The sequence below is a fragment of the Brevibacillus invocatus genome, from assembly GCF_003710915.1.
Classification (GTDB): Bacteria; Bacillota; Bacilli; order Brevibacillales; family Brevibacillaceae; genus Brevibacillus; species Brevibacillus invocatus.
Window position 1 is genome coordinate 23,350 of the sequence record NZ_RHHR01000013.1, and the last position, 17,695, is coordinate 41,044.

Here is a 17,695-nt window from a genome sequence, read left to right on the forward strand (position 1 = left end):
CATACCCCACTGAGTTTCGGCTCATGGGGTATGCTTTTTTTATTTGACGATTTTTAACGTAAAAGGGCTCGATCATGTACGGGACTAGCACTCAATCACATTTCTCCCTTTTTCCGCGAGTCAAAGCGGTTCGGAAGCTGCTCCCACAGCCACATGTGGCGGTTGCATTCGGATTTTGAATCGTAAAACCACCCATCATGCCTGTCTCCTTGTAATCGATCTCGACACCATCGACGTAGGGGTAGCTTTCGGCATTCACGACCAGCTTCACTCCCGCGATCTCCATGATGCTGTCGCCCTCCTGCCCTGAATCGTCAAATCCGAGTCCATAGTTCATGCCGGAGCAACCGCCATTTTGAACTCCAAAACGAATGTAAACGGACAGAATGCGTAGCTATAGGCGGGACGAAATGCGTCTATCCGACAGGCCACTTCTTAATGGATACACCAAACAAGCATATGTTAGCAAAAAAGCAGCCTTATGCAGGCTGCCTCTTTACTTCCGTCCGTATCCTTGTTCTGCTGTTACACTGTAACCTTGCTGTACTTCTCCAATGCTGCTCCGAGTCTCGTAATGGCCAGCTCGGTATCTTCGCGGTTGAGCAAGGTGTAGTTCAAACGCATGGTATTCTTTTTCGTATCTGCCGCATAGAAGGCTTCACCTGGAACGAAAGCTACGCCCTCCTCCACTGCGATCTTCAAAAGATCTGCAGATACAAAATGTTCAGGCAACGTCATCCAAAGGAACATGCCTCCACGAGGCTTTTGCCAGGTGACTCCCTCCCACTGCTGGCGGGTCAGCAGCTCGTTCATCCATTCCATCCGTTCTTTGTAGGAAGCGCGGATTTTATCAATGTGACTTACCAAGTCAAAGTTGGACAACAATTGATGCAGGGCAATCTGGTCAATCGTACTGGATTGCAAATCCACCGCTTGCTTCGCTTTGATCATCATCTGGATCACGCGTTCGTCACCTAGTGCCCAGCCTGTTCGCAAGCCTGGCGCTACGATCTTGGAGAAGGTGCTGGTATAAACGACACTCGAGTTTTTCGGGTGCTCATCCAGTGAGAAGATGGATCGATATGGCGCCTCTCCATCAAACTGAATCTCTCCGTATGGATCGTCCTCAAGAATCAAAATGTTGTTTTCTTTACACTGCTGGAGCAGACCTTGACGGCGTTCCATACTCCACACTTTTCCAGTTGGATTGGCGAATGTAGGAATGACATAGGCCATTTTAGGCTTGTATTGCGCAATTTTTCTGGACAAATCCTCCAGATTCATGCCCTCTTCGTCCGCGTCCACCGGAATGACGCGGATTCCTTTAAATTGGAACAATTGTATAGCTGCCAGGTAAGTCGGATTTTCTACCAGCACGACGTCGCCTTCGTCCAGATAGACACGGCTGAGCAAGTCGACGGCCTGCTGGGAGCCGGTGGTGAGCAACATATTGTCCACGCCAACATTCATGTATTTTGCCTTCATTCGCTCGGCGACCCATTCGCGAAGGGGAAGATAACCATCTGTCAAACCATATTGGAGCGCTGTTGCGCCTAAGTCAAAAGCACGATTGAAAGCTTCTCGCATTTCTTGGATTGGAAATGAATCCGCTGCTGGCAGTCCACCAGCCAAGGACAACACCCGACTTCCTTGGGTCAGCTTCAAGATTTCCCGGACAACCGAAGAAGTCAAAGCTTCAGTAGATTTTGAAAATGAGTACTCCATGTTCCGTTCCCCCTTGATTTTGCTTAATCTTGTTTTATCACTGTCATGTTGTAAAGTCCAATCCTCGCTAGCTATCGGGGGATAGGTTTTAGCTATGTCGAAGGAAATCAACGAGAACGCAAAAAGGCGCCATCCAATAGGACAATGCCTTTTTACGGTACAAGCTAACCTTTTTGCAATCGCTTGATGCGTACATCCTCGTAGCGATCCTGCTCGGCTGTCGAGCAAGAATAAGCAAGCTGATTCGACAGATCGACCAGTGTCAGTCGGACACCGTGTTTCGCTCCGGTATCAATGCCGATCCTGTCAGGCTGGCACCAAATCTCCCCGCGAGCAGCTCCCAGCTTGTAGGTAGGCGTGTGGCCAAAAACGACCGTGGATTCAAACACGTAGTCGCTTCCCCAAAAATCCTCGCGTATCGTGGCCAAATCTGATTTTTCCTGATCCTCCAGACGGATTCCTGGTCGAAGTCCAGCGTGCACAAATACGTATTCTTCGTGCTGTATCATGTACGGCAGCTCATGGATAAAGGCGATGCTTTCCTCAAGCGAACCGGTAATCTCCTGATCGCGAAGCTTCTCGACCAGCCAGAGCTCTGTATTGCCCACCAGCGCGCGAGCTCCCCGGTACATCATCGCGCGTATCGTGTCGAGCGCCCCCCATGTTTCCGGCGTCTTGCTGATAAAATCCCCCAGCAAAAAGAGCTGATCCTTCTCAGGCGCATACTCTGCCAGCATCAGCAGCAATTCCAAGCCCTCGACATGCCCGTGAATATCGGATATGACCAATGTGCGTGACATCACAATCTACCTTTCTTTTTCCAGTTGGAACAAATACGCCGCCTCAGATGGAAGGAATATCCACCCGATTATACCACTTTCCAGTCTCTCTGAATGAAAAAAGGTAAAGCTCTGACTGTCTTTCGTCTCGGCCAAGATGCGCCAGCGTTTGAATTTTTCCAGTATATGTAAATCATCGATGACCTACATGCAATCGGTTCATATAAAAAACCCCCTTTCGCAATGAAAGGGGGAATACAGTCGTTTCATATCACTAGGCGATCCGCACCACACGTGTTTTTTCCTGTTGAGGCAAGAAGGAAAGGTCTACATGAGCACGTGCCACGTCCAGACCAATATCTTGTGCCAGAAGAGTCGCTTCTTCCTGGAAGGTCAGCGTACAGCTTCCTTCGTTTAGCTCGCATAGGCGCTTCAGACGCTTCAAACGCTCAGCCGTCTTTTCTTCTCTCATCGTATCATTGGTCAACTCGCGAACATCCACATGGCGAGCATCTGCGATCATGCTGATATCGTCCACATGGACAATCAGCCTTTTGCCTTCCTCTGTCACAAAGCCGATGGAACAAAAATGCGTACCGGACATTTCCATACGAGTGAGAACCGCATTGGCAAACACTTCGCCGCTACGCAGACGAATCGAGCCAGCTTCAATGGCTCCGCCTATCTTTCGCTCGTTGGCGATCACTGTATACATATCGGTGTAACCGTTTATCTGATAGCGCATGGCACCCTCCAGCTATGTAAGGATTGGCTTTGATACTCATTATCAATTACCTCAAAGACATCGTATAATGAAAATCATTATCTGTCAACGGTGAGAATGATTTTTATTGTCTCCTTTTCCGCCCGTTTTTATAGTAGGGAAATTTATACTCCCCTTTACCCTCAATCCATCAGCCCGGAATTAGCAACGATGCTTGAGGAGGAAGGAAATTGCTATCTGTATGAAAAAATGGGCTTCTCCAAAACTGGAGTTCGCCAAAAATCAAATGATAAAGCAACACTTATCTACTTTAAACAAAAATGCTTACAATTCCGCTCAAGTAGGCCGCTAGTCGCTAGTTCATTCCTAACACCTTTTTTGATAGCGCCTACAAACAGATCCACTCCAGAGTATTCCGAATGGATCTTTGCCCATATATGATTATTCAGAATGCTTCAACAAGGTTCCTTGAAAAATTTCCTGTTCTGCTCACAAAGCATCTCATGCAGCTCGGATACATACTAGAAATAGCCCACAGCAATCTTCACTGTGGGCATTAAAAATCTTACTATGCTTTTGCCAGAATCACAAAGCGATGCTGCTCGCAATCAAAGAACCCTTTGGTCTCGATCATTTGATGAATCCGATAGAAGACTTCGATCTGTTCTTCCATGTTTAAGCCAGGTACCTGCCAAGGAATGGCGCGCAAATAATAGGCGAACGCCCCGACATCGTAAAAACGTTGAACGGGAAACTCCTCTTTGGCTTCTACCACTTGAAATCGATTACTCTCCAATTGCTGGATCGTCTTCTCCAGATTCCATTCCTTGGCGCTCTGTTCGAGAGATACGCCAAAAGCCTCATTGATTTGCATACAATCCAGACCCCCGACCTGCTGGGTAAGGAAAACTCCTCGATCCGAAATAATTCTTCTCACTTCATGGGGTACGAAAGACTCGTGCTTGTTTAGAATCAAATCAAATTGCGCATCCAGAAATGGAAGGCATTCATCATTGTCCACCTCGACCACTTTTACTCCCAAAGGCTCCAGCCGCTCTCTAGCAATTGGCAGATTAGGCGAGTACCCCTCGGTAGCGACTACCGTCCTCGGGAAGGGTCTCAGCTTGGACAAGAGCTCCCCTCCACCCGTCCCCATATCGAGCAATGCTTTTGATTTTTGAATCAAAGGAATAGCCATGCTCCCATATGACCAGGAAAGCAGCTCGCTGCTCATTCGACCCGTACCTGTAATCCAGGAAAAATCCCAGCCTTGAAAGGTTTGATTTGCACCACGCAAAAAGGCAATAAACTTCTCGTCATTCATCAAGGATTCCCAACCTCCGTCATCATCGTTTTCGAAAATTCAAAACAATTTTCACGGATGGCGGTCCTCTGCTCTTTACAAAAGGTTGTTATGTTTCATGCTCTATCGATTGCATAAACCTCTCTCCGTTTCTCTTTTTAGCTCATACAACTGGAGCCATTATTTTGTCCTATTTAAGTAAGACACCCTGTCTGTTCAAGGCCTTGTTCGGAACGATAATGGCTCCGTCCATTTGCCAACACCCTCCCTTCCATTATAAGGGATGGCGAAGGAAAACACACAGAAAAGCACCGAATTCCTCCAGTCCTCCTGCTTCCTTCTCTTCCTTATTTCACTTTGGAAAACAAACCCAAACGCTCAATGCGCTGCACGGCTTCCGCCAGTCGCTTCTCATCCGACAGCAAGGCAGCGCGGACATAGCCTTCACCGGTAGGTCCAAAACCGTTCCCTGGAGCTACGACAACATGTGCTTTTTCGAGCAAAAGATCCGAGAAGCCTTCCGATGTATATCCGCTTGGTACTGGCAGCCAGGCAAAAAACGAGCCTTGCGACGGCTGGGCTTGCCAACCAATACGATGAAGATTGGAGTAGAGGGCATTGCGGCGCCCCTCGTAGACTGCTACCAGATCGCGAACGCATTGCTGAGAGTCCGTCATAGCGCGCGCTGCCGCCATCTGGACGGCTCCAAACAGGCTGACAAAGTAGTGATCCTGGATCAGATTGATCAGACGGACCAGCTCGCGGTTGCCCACCATTGCCCCGACTCGCCAGCCAGCCATATTATAGGTTTTGGACAGCGTGTAGAACTCCACTCCCACTTCTTTTGCACCTGGCAGCTGCATGAAGCTGACCGGCTTTTTACCATCATAGCTGATCGCACCGTAAGCGAAATCGTGGCAGACGACAATCTCATGCTTTTTGGCAAAACGGATCGTCTCTTCGTAGAATTCCATAGGCGCATTGACTGCTGTCGGGTTGTTCGGGTAGTTCAGGAACATCAGCTTGGCGCGATCCAAATCCTCCTGCTTCAGCTTTCCGTAGTCAGGCAAAAACTGATTTTCTTCCCTTAATGGCATCATCACCATACGACCATCGACAACGGCCACGCCAGACCAGTAATCAGGGTAGCCCGGATCGGGAACCAATGCGACATCTCCGGCGTTCATCAGCACCTGGCAGATTTCCACCAGCCCGGTCTTGGAGCCGAACAGGATCGCTACCTCTTCCTCTGGGTCCAGATCGACGTCGAATTCGTTTTTGTACCATTGCGCCACTGCCTGCTTCAGCTCCAGGCGTCCTTGGAAGGGTGGATACTTGTGATGCAGGGGGTTCAAAGCATGTGCTTGCAGCTCTTCAATAATATGTGGCGGGGTAGGCAAATCAGGATTTCCCTGTCCCAGGTTGATCACGTCATGACCGGCAGCAATGACTTTATTCACTTTAGCTACGAGTGTGGCAAAAAATTGAGTCGGCAACCGGTCGATCATGTCAGCGGGTTGGATGCGCATCGTTCTTCAGATCCTTTCTGTATCGGGTCTTACACTTACATGAAAAAAGGAAACCCCTCTTTCCATTTTAGAAAAAGGGGTGTAACACTGCATGACAAGAATAGGCACAGCTCAAGTTGCTGTGGGGCTTCTTCGGGTCAGGCCCTCCACCACTTTATGGTAGGAAAACCTCTATCGAGGCTTATTCAAGATGAGCGACCGCGTTTTAGCGGAAAGTTTTACCGAAGTAATGCCGGGAGCGGACGCTGAGGCACCTTGCCATGCGCTCCGGAATTCATAAGCTTGACGCTTATTAATTCCTATACGTTAAGTAAAACGCACGGAATATAATGTTTTGAATCTTCTCCATACTACTTGAGGTGTTGTTGCGTGTCAAGAATTAGCTCGTTCCCGTTCTTTACATTTTTCCAGCCACAGGTTTAGGAGTAAGAGGCTTGTTGCTCCGTTTGACGAACTGGTGGTGCAGGGCAAAGAATCCAACTGAAACCAAGGCAAGACCGGTCATGATGTAAAGCAGTCCTTGAGCGCTGTACTCCTGAAACAGCACAGCTCCTAACAACGGCCCCAGCATACGACCTGCGGAGCCTGTGCCAGTCACCAGCCCTTGGATAAATCCTTCCTGACCTGCCGGAGTGAACTGTGCAGCGACTGTTGGCACGGCTGGCCACACCAGCATTTCACCCAGCGTCATGATGAACATCGCCGCGAAGAAGCCAGCATACGCTGTTGTCTGCGTCAAAATCAGCATGGATAGCGCAAACACGTAAGAACCGAGCAGCATTTGCGATATGAGCGTCTTGGCAAAACGTCGAATCACCCAGGAGATCAACGGTTGACCAAATAGAATCAGAGCACCATTCAGAGTCCACAAAAGACTGTACTGCTTGAGTGAAATACCGAGCGACTGCATGTAGCTGGACAGGACTGTCGTCCACTGCACATATACGATCCAGCTAATCAAGAGCCCTGCGCACAGTAACAGCAAGGCAATCCATACCGTTTGTCGAGAGACCTGCAGCCTTCCAATTGCCGCCTCCCCTGACGTCGACTGCTGCTCTTCTGCCACTGTCTGCTGCATCGCACTGTGATTCAAATAACGAGGCAGGATCAGAACGAAGAGAATCAGCGCAACACTTTGCGTAATGGCGTTACCAAAGAAGGTCCAAGCAAAGGAAACGCTAGCCAATAAGCCCCCCAGCGCCGCTCCTGCTGCCACACCCGCATTTTGTGCTACGTATATCATATTGAGACCCTTGCGACCACCCTGTGGCCACAAAACAACAGCAAGGGCATTGATCACCGGCGACAGCATGCCGTAGAAGAGTCCGTTTAACAGCAAGAGTATCGTATACATCGTAAAATCTTGGGTTAATCCCAGCGCTACTGAAATACCGATAATTCCGCTTGATGCAATGACGAGTGTTCGCAGTTTGCCCCATCGGTCAAACATCATACCGCCGATCACACTGCCGACCAGAAAAGCTCCCTGATTCAGCATCAGTAAAAATCCGGCCACCGTCAGCGGCTTTCCCAGGTGGTCGTGGATATAGATCGTGACCAACGGCCAGATACAGGCCATCCCTGTGGAAGAAATAACAGCAGCAATCGCCATAAGACGAATGCTGCCTGGATAGGATCTCCATTTCTCCATCATGTTTTATCGGTCTCCCCGTTTAAAATCCCCGCTTTTACCGCCTGTTTTGCTCAGGAGACTAGTCGATTCAATGCTCATCGCTTTATCCATTGCCTTGCACATATCGTATACCGTAAGTGCCGCAACACTGGCTGCTGTCAGTGCTTCCATCTCAACGCCTGTTTTACCTGTCGTTTTGACTGTCGCCTCGATCTCCAGCGTTTGCTCGTCTGCAAAAGAAAAACAGATATCGATTCCCGTCAAAGGAAGGGGGTGACACATCGGGATGATTTCCCACGTCTTTTTGGCAGCCATGACACCCGCTACCTGCGCGACAGCAAGCACATCTCCTTTGGCTACCCGTCCTTCGCGGATACGTGCCAAGGTTTCCGGCTCCATGACAATGCGACTGTAAGCTACCGCTTCACGCTTGGTTACGTCCTTTTCCGAAACGTCCACCATTCTCGCACGGTTTTGTTCATTAAAATGCGTCAATTGATCGTTCATTCAGCCCTCCAGATATGCTGCAAAAATGTCCTCGTTCGCACATGATTCCTTCACTCCTTACCTTACTCCTGACGCTGAAGAAATGCAATCAGGAAAGTGGTGGGGTGACCAATAAAAAAAGACCCGTTTGTAGCGAAACAGGTCTTTCGGTAAATGGAAGGATTGTATTATTTCACAACACTTTTTGAAACAAACCCAACGAGGACATCGCCATTGCCATCTACTGTAGAACCATAATAAAACCCGTTTGCTTCTCCCACAACGTGTACGATTGTACCTTTATTGGCACTCCCGCGGGCTTTACTCGTTGAATCTGGAATTGAAAAAAAGTACCCTTTATCTGTCGCGATGGTCACAGTTGATGGTTTACTGACGACATACTCGACTAGAAGCGTTTTCGCAAGATAGCCCTGATCTATATTTACATAGCCATCTGTTGCCCCACTCAGATCGCTTACTCCGTATCCGTACCATAAAGTTGCAGCGACTTGTGATGCTTCATTTGGTGAATAGCGAACTGGAGCCTGATCAACAGCAACGATTACTTTTTTCTGAACCACTTGTTCAGTTACCGTTTTATTTGTCGGTGCATCTGGTGCTCCTTTACTTTGTGTTGAACCCGAGGATGTGCTTCCATTGTTATGATAATGATATTGTCCATACGAAAGACCCCATTTTTCACAATTCGTCCGACAAGTATGTCCTCCATTTGAATCTGTCCTGCCAGGATGTGCTTGTACTGATGTACCAAATAGTCCCAACGCACATTTCAAAAAAACAAGCTAACGCTCTTTAATCATGATGGTTAGCTCGTTTTTCCCCCTCACTCTCCCTCAACCGCATACAGTCCAAACCCGACTGGATCGCTTTCATGCACGCTGAGGTGGTGCCAGAGGTAGTATTCATCGCGCTTTTTCGTTAATGTCGCAAACTTGGCATTCATGCCGCTCCAGCCCTCCGCACCGTCATTGGGATACGTGCCTGCTGCATACAACTGGGCGTTTTCCTTGCTGCTCCACAGGGTGATCGTGCTTCCTTTCACGTCTGGCAGCTGGTTGAGAATGCGCTGAATATACAATTTCTGCAAGTCTGTGTTTCGGGGTACATCTTCCTTATAGCCTGGTGAATAAACAACCGTTTCCTCTTCATCATCTGCGATGATCTCAACCGCATAATCTTCCCCATCGCCGTGCAGAACTTCAGATACAACCCGCTGGTATTCAAGCAAATGCTTTTCTGTTTCTTCTATCTCTTGATGCAGGCTGTTTCGTTTTCCTTCATTGGCTTTGATGGTCATGTTCAAAGTGGTTACCTGCTGCTGGAGCTGTTGATTTTCCTTTTCCAAATCGATCGTCTGTTGACTCAGCGCCTCCTTTTCGGGCGATAAGCTGAACCAAACAGCTCCTACCGTTACCAAACACCCCACACTCAAACCCAGAAGAAAATTCTTCAATCCATTGTCCCCCTTCATACACACCTGAAGCTATTACTCTATTCCTTATGACGTATAAAACCCGCGAGAGGATTCCAAAAAAAGGAGATTTCTCGCAATTTCTTTTCCGACCTGCCCACTCATTGGCATCTCCCACTAAGTGTGGTATCTTCAAGCCATAGAGTACGGATAAATCTATCTACGGGAAGTGAGGAGTTACCTTGACCATTACGATTTTGTTGTTTGCCGGACTGGCCGAGCGAGCCAATCAGCGGGAGATTCAACTGACCTTGCCCGAACAGGCAACTGTACGCGACTTGTTGCAGGCAGTGGCCGAACAGCATCCCGCGCTCTCCCCTCTTCTGAACAGCTGTTTTGTCTCTATTAATCACGAATATGCGGCTCCGGATCATATCATTTCTGCAAATGATGAGATTGCGCTCCTGCCCCCTGTGAGCGGAGGGGAGGAACCGCGTTTTGCCATAACCACAGAACCACTGAGCGCAGACAAGCTGGTTTCATTGGTCAGCAACCCGCATGCAGGCGCTATTCTTACCTTTGTCGGAACCGTGCGCGAATTCACGCATGGACAGCGAACGGTCTACCTTTCCTACGAGGCGTACGCGCCGATGGCCGTAGAAAAGATGAAGCAGGTCGCTGCTGAAATCGAAGAACGCTGGCCGGGTGCACAAGTTGCGATGCAGCACCGGATCGGAGATTTGAAGATCGAAGAAATCGCTGTGATCGTAGCGGTGGCCACCCCCCATCGCAACGAATCCTTCGAGGCAGGCCGCTATGCAATCGAAAGACTGAAGCAGATCGTTCCCATCTGGAAAAAAGAGATGTGGGAGGATGGCAGTGAGTGGAAGGGTCATCAGCAAGGACCTTGGAATCCACTCGCGACGTATGACGGAAAGGTGGACTAACCTGTGAACACACGATATTCCCGTCAGATTCTGTTCGCCCCGATTGGGCGGGCAGGACAGGAAAAGCTGCGTCAAAGCCGGGTAGCCATCGTCGGGATGGGCGCTCTGGGTACCGTCTTGTCCAACCACATGGTCCGTGCTGGAGTCGGCTTTGTACGGCTGATTGACCGCGATTTCGTCGAACCGAGCAATCTGCAGCGCCAAATGCTCTATGATGAAGCTGACGCTGCCGAGCACCTCCCGAAGTCGATCGCCGCACACGCCAAGCTGTCGCGCATCAATTCCGAAGTCGAAATCGAGCCGATCGTCGCTGACTTGACCGCGTTCAATGCTGAGCAATGGCTGACAGATGTAGATTTGGTACTGGATGCCACAGACAACTTTCAAGTCCGATACTTGGTCAATGACGTCTGTGTCAAGCACGGCATTCCTTGGGTTTACGGCGGAGCGGTCAGCGCTACCGGTACCTTTACCGCGATTCGCCCAGGGGTAACCCCCTGCCTGCGCTGTCTGTTCCCGGAAGCTCCCAATCCGGGCGAAATGGCTACCTGCGATACGGCAGGTGTGATTGGTCCGATCATTCACATCGTCGCGTCCTACCAAGCTACAGAGGCCTTCAAAATCCTGGTCGGAGCAGAAGATGCTTTCAATCCCAACCTCGAGACTTTTGACATCTGGAACAACCAGCATCAACAGATCAAGGTTGCCAACGCGCGCCGCTCCGACTGTCCTTGCTGCGGGCAGCGGGAATTCTCCTTTTTGGAGCCGGATACCCAGGATGGACAAGCCGTTTCCCTCTGCGGACGCGATACTGTACAAATCTCACCTGCTGCGGGACAAGGCGGATTGGATCTCGCTGCGCTAGAGGAACGACTCACTCCGCTCGGACAGGTAGAACGAAACCGCTTCTTGCTCCGGCTTCACGTTGATCCGCACACGCTTGTCGTTTTTCCGGACGGACGGGTACTCGTGCAAGGCACGGATGACATCTCACTTGCGCGCACCTTGCACGCCAAATACATCGGTGCATGATGAAGCTTCCTTTTATATAAGAAACGATTCAAAACAAATGGAGTGTCGGCTTGAAGCAATGTGCCGCACTCCATTTTCGCTGTCGATTCATTCTCTATCTGTTGACCCTTTATTGAGTCCTAGCAGCAGGATTGGCAAAGTAAAATGCTGCCCAATGAGTGCTTTGCTTAAGTATGGACGTTCCAGGAGTACGAAAGGTAATCCACAAGATCGATTTTTCCTGCATGTGATGGATTCCCGTTCGAGATAATAGATGAAGAACAGGAATCCTCCTCCATTCTGCCCAGAACATATGGCGTTGTTTTTCCCCGCACGATTTTGTATAGAAATGATGAATTTGGGGTAGAAGACCGGTAACAAATCGAGTATAATAAGTTCGTAATCTATAACGAAACTTAGTTTCATCAGATGAAACCCCAAGTTATCCAAGGGAGGTTGTATACATTGTCTAACAAAGATGCTTACAAAGTGAAATCTTCCCTACAAGTAGGCGACAAGTCTTTTGCTTACTATCGCCTGCAAGGGTTGGAAGAACAAGGTCTTGGTGAAATCTCCAAGCTGCCGTTCTCCATCAAAGTACTGCTCGAGGCAGCTGTACGTCAGTTCGATGGTCGTGCCATCACCAAAGAACACGTACAACAACTGGCGACCTGGACCAGAGGCCGCGACGAAAACCAAGAAGTACCGCTCGCTCCAGCTCGTATCGTTCTACAAGACTTCACCGGTGTTCCGGCTGTAGTTGACCTCGCAGCGATGCGGATCGCGATGAAGCGTGCAGGTGGAGATCCAAAACGAATCAATCCATTGGTCCCTGTAGACCTGGTTATTGACCACTCTGTCATGGTTGACGATTTCGGTAACCCAGATGCGCTGCAAAACAACATGAAGCTCGAATTCGAACGCAACCAAGAGCGCTACCGCTTCCTGCGTTGGGCACAAACTGCTTTCGACAACTTCCGTGCTGTTCCTCCTGCTACTGGTATCGTTCACCAAGTAAACCTGGAATATCTGGCTAGTGTCGTAGCTACTCGTGAAGTAGACGGCGAACTCGTTGCTTTCCCTGATTCCCTCGTAGGTACGGACTCCCATACAACCATGATCAACGGTCTTGGCGTTGTTGGTTGGGGTGTAGGTGGTATCGAGGCGGAAGCAGGAATGCTCGGACAACCACTCTACTTCGTAACACCAGAAGTGGTTGGTTTCAAATTGACTGGTACGTTGAGCCCTGGTGCAACAGCTACTGACCTGGCTCTGACTGTTACCCAAATGCTGCGTAAAAAAGGCGTAGTAGGTAAATTCGTTGAGTTCTATGGTTCCGGCCTGTCCAACATCTCGCTGGCTGACCGTGCAACTGTTGCCAACATGGCACCTGAGTACGGCGCGACTATGGGCTTCTTCCCAGTAGACGCTGAAACACTCAACTACCTGCGTCAAACAGGCCGCGAAGAAGACCTGATTGCCCTGGTAGAACAATACACCCAAGCACAAGGTCTGTTCCGTACAGATGACACACCAGACCCCGTATTCTCCGAAACACTGGAACTGGATCTGTCCACGGTCGTACCTAGCTTGGCTGGTCCAAAACGTCCACAAGACCGCGTAGAGCTGACTGCGATGAAGCAATCCTTCAACGAAAGTCTCGTGACACCGATCGAAAAAGGCGGTTTTGGTCTTTCCGAAGAGAAAATTGCAGCTGAAGCTCCAGTCGTATATCCAAACGGCGAAGAAGCTACGCTGAAAACCGGTTCTGTTGTAATCGCAGCGATTACTTCCTGTACCAATACATCGAACCCAAGCGTTATGCTCGGTGCTGGTATCCTGGCGAAAAAAGCAGTCGAAAAAGGACTGAAAAAGCCAGCATTCGTGAAAAGCTCCCTGGCTCCAGGTTCCCGCGTAGTTACCCAATATCTGATCGACGCAGGTCTGATCGATTCCTTGAACACAATCGGCTTCAACGTAGTCGGCTATGGTTGCACCACTTGCATCGGTAACTCCGGTCCATTGCCTGAGACTACCAGCAAAGCAATCGCTGACGAAGACCTGACTGTAGCAGCTGTACTGTCCGGTAACCGTAACTTCGAAGGCCGTATCCATGCACAGGTAAAAGCGAACTACCTCGCTTCTCCTCCATTGGTTATCGCTTACGCATTGGCGGGTACTGTAAACATCGACCTGACTACAGAACCGATCGGGACTGGCAAAGACGGTCAACCTGTATACCTGAAAGACATCTGGCCAACTCCAGAAGAAATTGCTGGTGCTATGGACAAAGCGATGAACCCTGCTCTGTTCCGTGCTGAGTACGGTCAAGTCTTCACCCAAAACGAAGAGTGGAACAAAATTGAAGTACCAACTGGCGACCTGTACGAGTGGGATGAAAACTCCACCTACATCCAAGAGCCCCCATTCTTCCAAAACCTGCAAGGTGATGTAGGTCACATCAGCGACATCAAAACAGCTAGCCCAATCGCACTGTTTGGTGATTCCGTAACAACTGACCACATCTCTCCAGCAGGTAACATCGCGCCTACCAGCCCTGCAGGTCTCTATCTGCAAAGCAAAGGCGTGGAGCGCAAAGACTTCAACTCCTACGGCGCTCGTCGTGGTAGCCATGATGTCATGATGCGCGGTACATTTGCCAACATCCGTATCCGCAACCAAGTGGCTCCTGGCACTGAGGGCGGCGTAACCAAATACCTGCCATCCGGCGAAGTTATGTCTATCTACGACGCTTCCATGAAGTATCAAGCTGACGGTACTCCACTGGTTGTTTTGGCTGGTAAAGAGTACGGTACTGGTTCTTCCCGTGACTGGGCAGCAAAAGGTACTTTCCTCTTGGGCATCAAAGCGGTTATCGCAGAAAGCTTCGAGCGTATTCACCGTTCCAACCTGGTTGGTATGGGCGTACTGCCGCTGCAATTTGCAGATGGTCAAGGCTGGAAATCCCTGGGTATCGACGGAACAGAATCCTTCAGCATCGAAGGTCTATCTGACGATGTAAAACCAGGACAACGCGTCACTGTAACAGCTACTCGCAACGACGGCAGCAGCTTCCAATTCGACGTAATTGTTCGCCTCGACTCTTTGGTAGATGTAGACTACTACCGCAACGGTGGTATCCTGCAAACCGTTCTGCGCCAATTGCTGGATGAAGGTAAAAAAGTAAACGCGTAAGACTTTGATTGACAAATAAGTTCGATACAGCACCCACCCAACTTAAAGCAAAGGCCCCGTATTTATGAGACGGGGCCTTTTTCTTTCTTTCAGCTATTATGGGTTTTCGTAGTTTTTTAAAGGGCATGCCTACATATTCACGGAAGGAGCGGATTCGACCCGCCTCGAACTCAAAAACGACTGTAAGCTCATTGAGATAAGGCAGACCATTCAGGTCTCCTTCTGCACGAAATACCACCATTCCGAAACGCTCATTTTCAAGCTCAACGAGCGGAGTCAATTGCACCTGCAATAAGGAGCGTTCAAATGCAATCAATTCCTCGAACCTTTCTTTGCCTTGCTGCTCGTGATTCCACCCCTCCAAGGGGAGCGGAACTAGGAAGTGGAAATCTTAGCGAAGCGTATGTACCCACCAATAAACCATATGACCGACATTCCAGCGAATGGTATTAGGAAAGCCTTCTGGCTGTATAAACTCTGTATAACCCAGTCGAATCTGAGTCAGCAGATCAAGTTTTTGGAGAACGAGCTTGAACTCCCTCTATTCGATCGAATTGGAAAGCGGATCACGTTAACGGACGCAGGCAAAATCCTGCTTGAACAAAGCCATGTCATCTTTGAACACGTTGACTATGCAAAAAGAGCGGTTTCGGATCTTAAGAGGATGGAAGGCGGCAGACTCGATATTGGCATTTTACCGGGAGACGGGGATTTGCTGTTTGATGCTTTACTAATCGATTTCCATAAAACTTATCCCAAATTATCGATAAGCGTTACGGAAACCACGGATGTCTACGAACAGGTCCTTAACGGCACAAGAGATCTTGGGGTTACCACGGTTCCTCTCAAACCTGATGAGAGTATTTCGATTATTCCCTTGTTTCACGAAGAATTTGCTTTGGCCATCCGATCAGATCATCCTCTGGCGAAGTCAAAGACGATTCCTTTCGATCAACTCCAGCAGAAGTTATTTATTACAGAATTGCAGTCGTACCTTCAAACCGTCATGAGTCATGCCAGTCGCTCGTTAGGATAGTAATCTCAGACGCTGTTTCCTTTCATAAGAGTCAGAATTTGCCCTTTTTTCTACATGTTCATTTATCGTTCAACGAAAAAAAGCAGGACACGCTGATGCGCTGACCTGCCTCTTTGTTTTTTCTCATGCTATATTTCTACTCCTTTGTTCTGCTTGCCCTTCCATTGACCTCTGACTATACCAGAAGCAACCGTAACTCCCAGGAAGACGAGCAGACCTCCCCAGATCTGCGGCTGGGTAAGGCTCTCACCGAGTAGCACACTGATGATCGCGGTAAATACCGGAATCAGGTTGAGGGTGATGCCTGCCTTGTTGGCTCCCAGCGCACGAACCGATATATTCCAGAAGACAAAGGAGAAGATCGAAGGAAACAGGACAATATAGAGAAATCCTGTGATAGCAAGCGGATTCATCGCTGTCAAATCAACACCCTGCACGATGGCAAAAGGCAGCATCATGACGACCGAAAGCAGCGTCGAAGCGGCGGTAGCCGTGATCGGAGTCACGCCTTTTATCCGTTTGCCGATGATCGAGTAGAACGTCCATACCAGAAGCGCCCCGATCGCCAGCAAATCCCCGCGATTATACTCCGTATCCAGGATCTGTCCGAGATTGCCTCTTGTCAATATGACAAGAACGCCGAAAAGCGAAATCACAAAGCCCATTCCTTGCATACGGGTAATCTTTTCCCCCAGCAAAAAGAAGGAAAACAACACGATGACTCCCGGATTTAGCGCTGCAACCAAGGCCGCATTGGTCGCAGATGTATGCTCCAGAGCAGAATAGAGAAACAGATTGTACCCGATCACACCCATCAACCCCATCATGGACAGAGGCAGCCACTGTCTGGCTACTTTCCTCCAGTCCGGCTTCTCCATGAAGATAGCGAGCGGGATCAATACAATCAAGGCCAATACCCACCTGGAAAACGTAAGCCACAATGGGCTCATCACGGTCACGACATATTTTCCAAACACAAAATTGCCCGCCCAAAACAGGTTGCAGAAGAATAGCAACCACCATGCGCGATACTTCCCCATCCGCGACTCTCACTCCTTCGCCGCTTCGAAAAGTGGCTCTTTCTATTCTCTGGTCTACCTACACCATGCAATAAGTTTCTTTAATATTCCAACTTTACTTGATGTGCATGTCTACTGTAAAGAGAAGACAAGTTAATGAAGAGGAGGGATTGTCATGCAGGACGAGAGCTCGATTATGTATCGGCCTTACAAGAAGCAAAGGCCGGAAAGCTGGCTCATGTCGACGTCTTTCACAAATACGGACGGGATATTTTGCGCAGCGAGCCAGATGGCATCAAAGAAAACAACCTGGACAACCTGCCTGATTTCTAATGCGCTCAGCTGGCTTTAAGGCATCTTGCCGCTTACTGGGGAGGACTGGGAACAGCTGGCTCGTTCTCTCCACCCAGTCTTCTTCTCGCTGTCTCTCGCTTGCCTACAGCCGGTACATGCTCCCCAGCCTGAGCCAGCCCCCATACGGGCATGTTGCCGTAAAGACACTCGTACTTCCCCTCTTCCACGAGATAGGTCTCATGAAAAATACCGACCGTACCATCCGTCCCTATGGCCTTATTGAATTTTCGCCACGCCGTCAAATGATTGTGGCTATGTCGCGCATAGTTCTCCAGATGCTCGTAGGAGCGCCAATACTGAATTGTGGTCAGCTCTCGCATGTTCCAGTGCGAAGTGGTGCCCAAAAAACCAAGTTCCGGGTTTTGATACAGCTCCTTCAGCATCCCTCCCATCGCACTTGCTACAGGAACCCATTTGTGCAAAGCGAGCCTATTGTTGATTCTCATTCCGATGATAAAGACTACGAAGGAGCCTTCCATCTTTGCCGTAAAGCGTCCAGGTACTACTTTTCCCACTAAAAAC

The 17,695-nt window shown here is 49.3% G+C and carries 14 protein-coding genes and 3 pseudogenes; 5 read left to right on the forward strand and 12 right to left on the reverse strand.

Annotated elements, in window-relative coordinates:
- Nucleotides 1–91: 91 nt before the first annotated feature.
- From EDM52_RS08615 to EDM52_RS08660, 10 genes and pseudogenes are all read right to left on the reverse strand, one after another.
- Nucleotides 92–379 (reverse strand): annotated as a pseudogene (locus EDM52_RS08615) (HesB/IscA family protein); the annotation flags it as partial.
- Nucleotides 380–525: 146 nt separating this feature from the next.
- Nucleotides 526–1,725 (reverse strand): aminotransferase-like domain-containing protein, encoded by a 1,200-nt coding sequence (locus EDM52_RS08620; RefSeq protein WP_122908601.1) that lies wholly within the window; start codon nucleotides 1,723–1,725, stop codon nucleotides 526–528.
- A gap of 164 nt (nucleotides 1,726–1,889) precedes the next feature.
- On the reverse strand, nucleotides 1,890–2,525 hold the full coding sequence (locus EDM52_RS08625) for a metallophosphoesterase (protein WP_122908602.1): 636 nt from the start codon (nucleotides 2,523–2,525) through the stop codon (nucleotides 1,890–1,892).
- A gap of 253 nt (nucleotides 2,526–2,778) precedes the next feature.
- Nucleotides 2,779–3,249, reverse strand: coding sequence for a hypothetical protein (locus EDM52_RS08630; RefSeq protein ID WP_122908603.1), 471 nt, complete (start codon nucleotides 3,247–3,249; stop codon nucleotides 2,779–2,781).
- 547 nt (nucleotides 3,250–3,796) lie between these two features.
- Nucleotides 3,797–4,555, reverse strand: coding sequence for a class I SAM-dependent methyltransferase (locus tag EDM52_RS08635; protein ID WP_415783047.1), 759 nt, complete (start codon nucleotides 4,553–4,555; stop codon nucleotides 3,797–3,799).
- Nucleotides 4,556–4,878: 323 nt separating this feature from the next.
- On the reverse strand, nucleotides 4,879–6,060 hold the full coding sequence (locus tag EDM52_RS08640) for a pyridoxal phosphate-dependent aminotransferase (RefSeq protein WP_122908605.1): 1,182 nt from the start codon (nucleotides 6,058–6,060) through the stop codon (nucleotides 4,879–4,881).
- A gap of 397 nt (nucleotides 6,061–6,457) precedes the next feature.
- Entirely contained in the window at nucleotides 6,458–7,714 is a 1,257-nt protein-coding gene (locus tag EDM52_RS08645) for an MFS transporter (RefSeq protein WP_122908606.1), read from the reverse strand.
- A 3-nt stretch (nucleotides 7,715–7,717) separates the two neighbouring features.
- Nucleotides 7,718–8,200 (reverse strand): cyclic pyranopterin monophosphate synthase MoaC, encoded by a 483-nt coding sequence (gene moaC, locus EDM52_RS08650; protein ID WP_122908607.1) that lies wholly within the window; start codon nucleotides 8,198–8,200, stop codon nucleotides 7,718–7,720.
- A gap of 167 nt (nucleotides 8,201–8,367) precedes the next feature.
- Entirely contained in the window at nucleotides 8,368–8,973 is a 606-nt protein-coding gene (locus EDM52_RS08655; RefSeq protein WP_122908608.1) for a YHYH domain-containing protein, read from the reverse strand.
- 50 nt (nucleotides 8,974–9,023) lie between these two features.
- Complete coding sequence (locus tag EDM52_RS08660; RefSeq protein ID WP_122908609.1) at nucleotides 9,024–9,653, reverse strand: hypothetical protein; 630 nt, start codon at nucleotides 9,651–9,653, stop codon at nucleotides 9,024–9,026.
- A gap of 200 nt (nucleotides 9,654–9,853) precedes the next feature.
- Between EDM52_RS08660 and moaD the strand changes: the two genes are divergently transcribed.
- From moaD to EDM52_RS08690, 4 genes and pseudogenes are all read left to right on the forward strand, one after another.
- Nucleotides 9,854–10,558 carry a molybdopterin converting factor subunit 1 gene (gene moaD, locus EDM52_RS08665; RefSeq protein ID WP_122908610.1) on the forward strand — a complete coding sequence of 235 codons (705 nt, stop codon included), beginning with the start codon at nucleotides 9,854–9,856 and terminating at the stop codon, nucleotides 10,556–10,558.
- A 3-nt stretch (nucleotides 10,559–10,561) separates the two neighbouring features.
- On the forward strand, nucleotides 10,562–11,590 hold the full coding sequence (locus EDM52_RS08670; protein WP_122908611.1) for a ThiF family adenylyltransferase: 1,029 nt from the start codon (nucleotides 10,562–10,564) through the stop codon (nucleotides 11,588–11,590).
- A gap of 444 nt (nucleotides 11,591–12,034) precedes the next feature.
- Nucleotides 12,035–14,764, forward strand: coding sequence for an aconitate hydratase AcnA (gene acnA, locus EDM52_RS08680; protein ID WP_122908613.1), 2,730 nt, complete (start codon nucleotides 12,035–12,037; stop codon nucleotides 14,762–14,764).
- 475 nt (nucleotides 14,765–15,239) lie between these two features.
- Nucleotides 15,240–15,800, forward strand: a pseudogene (locus tag EDM52_RS08690) (LysR family transcriptional regulator); the annotation flags it as partial.
- 128 nt (nucleotides 15,801–15,928) lie between these two features.
- Here EDM52_RS08690 and EDM52_RS08695 read toward each other — a convergent pair.
- Nucleotides 15,929–16,840, reverse strand: coding sequence for a DMT family transporter (locus EDM52_RS08695; protein WP_122908614.1), 912 nt, complete (start codon nucleotides 16,838–16,840; stop codon nucleotides 15,929–15,931).
- 156 nt (nucleotides 16,841–16,996) lie between these two features.
- Here EDM52_RS08695 and EDM52_RS08700 point away from each other — a divergent pair.
- Nucleotides 16,997–17,152: pseudogene (locus tag EDM52_RS08700) on the forward strand (DUF3892 domain-containing protein); the annotation flags it as partial.
- 32 nt (nucleotides 17,153–17,184) lie between these two features.
- On the opposite strand, the gene EDM52_RS08705 reads toward EDM52_RS08700, so the two are convergent.
- Complete coding sequence (locus tag EDM52_RS08705) at nucleotides 17,185–17,688, reverse strand: DUF4188 domain-containing protein (protein WP_122908615.1); 504 nt, start codon at nucleotides 17,686–17,688, stop codon at nucleotides 17,185–17,187.
- Nucleotides 17,689–17,695: the final 7 nt, after the last annotated feature.

Coding starts and splice junctions, on each gene's coding strand:
- EDM52_RS08620 (WP_122908601.1), bottom strand. CDS start 1,725: ATGGAGTACTCATTTTCAAAATCTACTGAAGCTTTGACTTCTTCGGTT.
- EDM52_RS08625 (WP_122908602.1), bottom strand. CDS start 2,525: ATGTCACGCACATTGGTCATATCCGATATTCACGGGCATGTCGAGGGC.
- EDM52_RS08630 (WP_122908603.1), bottom strand. CDS start 3,249: ATGCGCTATCAGATAAACGGTTACACCGATATGTATACAGTGATCGCC.
- EDM52_RS08640 (WP_122908605.1), bottom strand. CDS start 6,060: ATGCGCATCCAACCCGCTGACATGATCGACCGGTTGCCGACTCAATTT.
- EDM52_RS08645 (WP_122908606.1), bottom strand. CDS start 7,714: ATGATGGAGAAATGGAGATCCTATCCAGGCAGCATTCGTCTTATGGCG.
- moaC (WP_122908607.1), bottom strand. CDS start 8,200: ATGAACGATCAATTGACGCATTTTAATGAACAAAACCGTGCGAGAATG.
- EDM52_RS08695 (WP_122908614.1), bottom strand. CDS start 16,840: ATGGGGAAGTATCGCGCATGGTGGTTGCTATTCTTCTGCAACCTGTTT.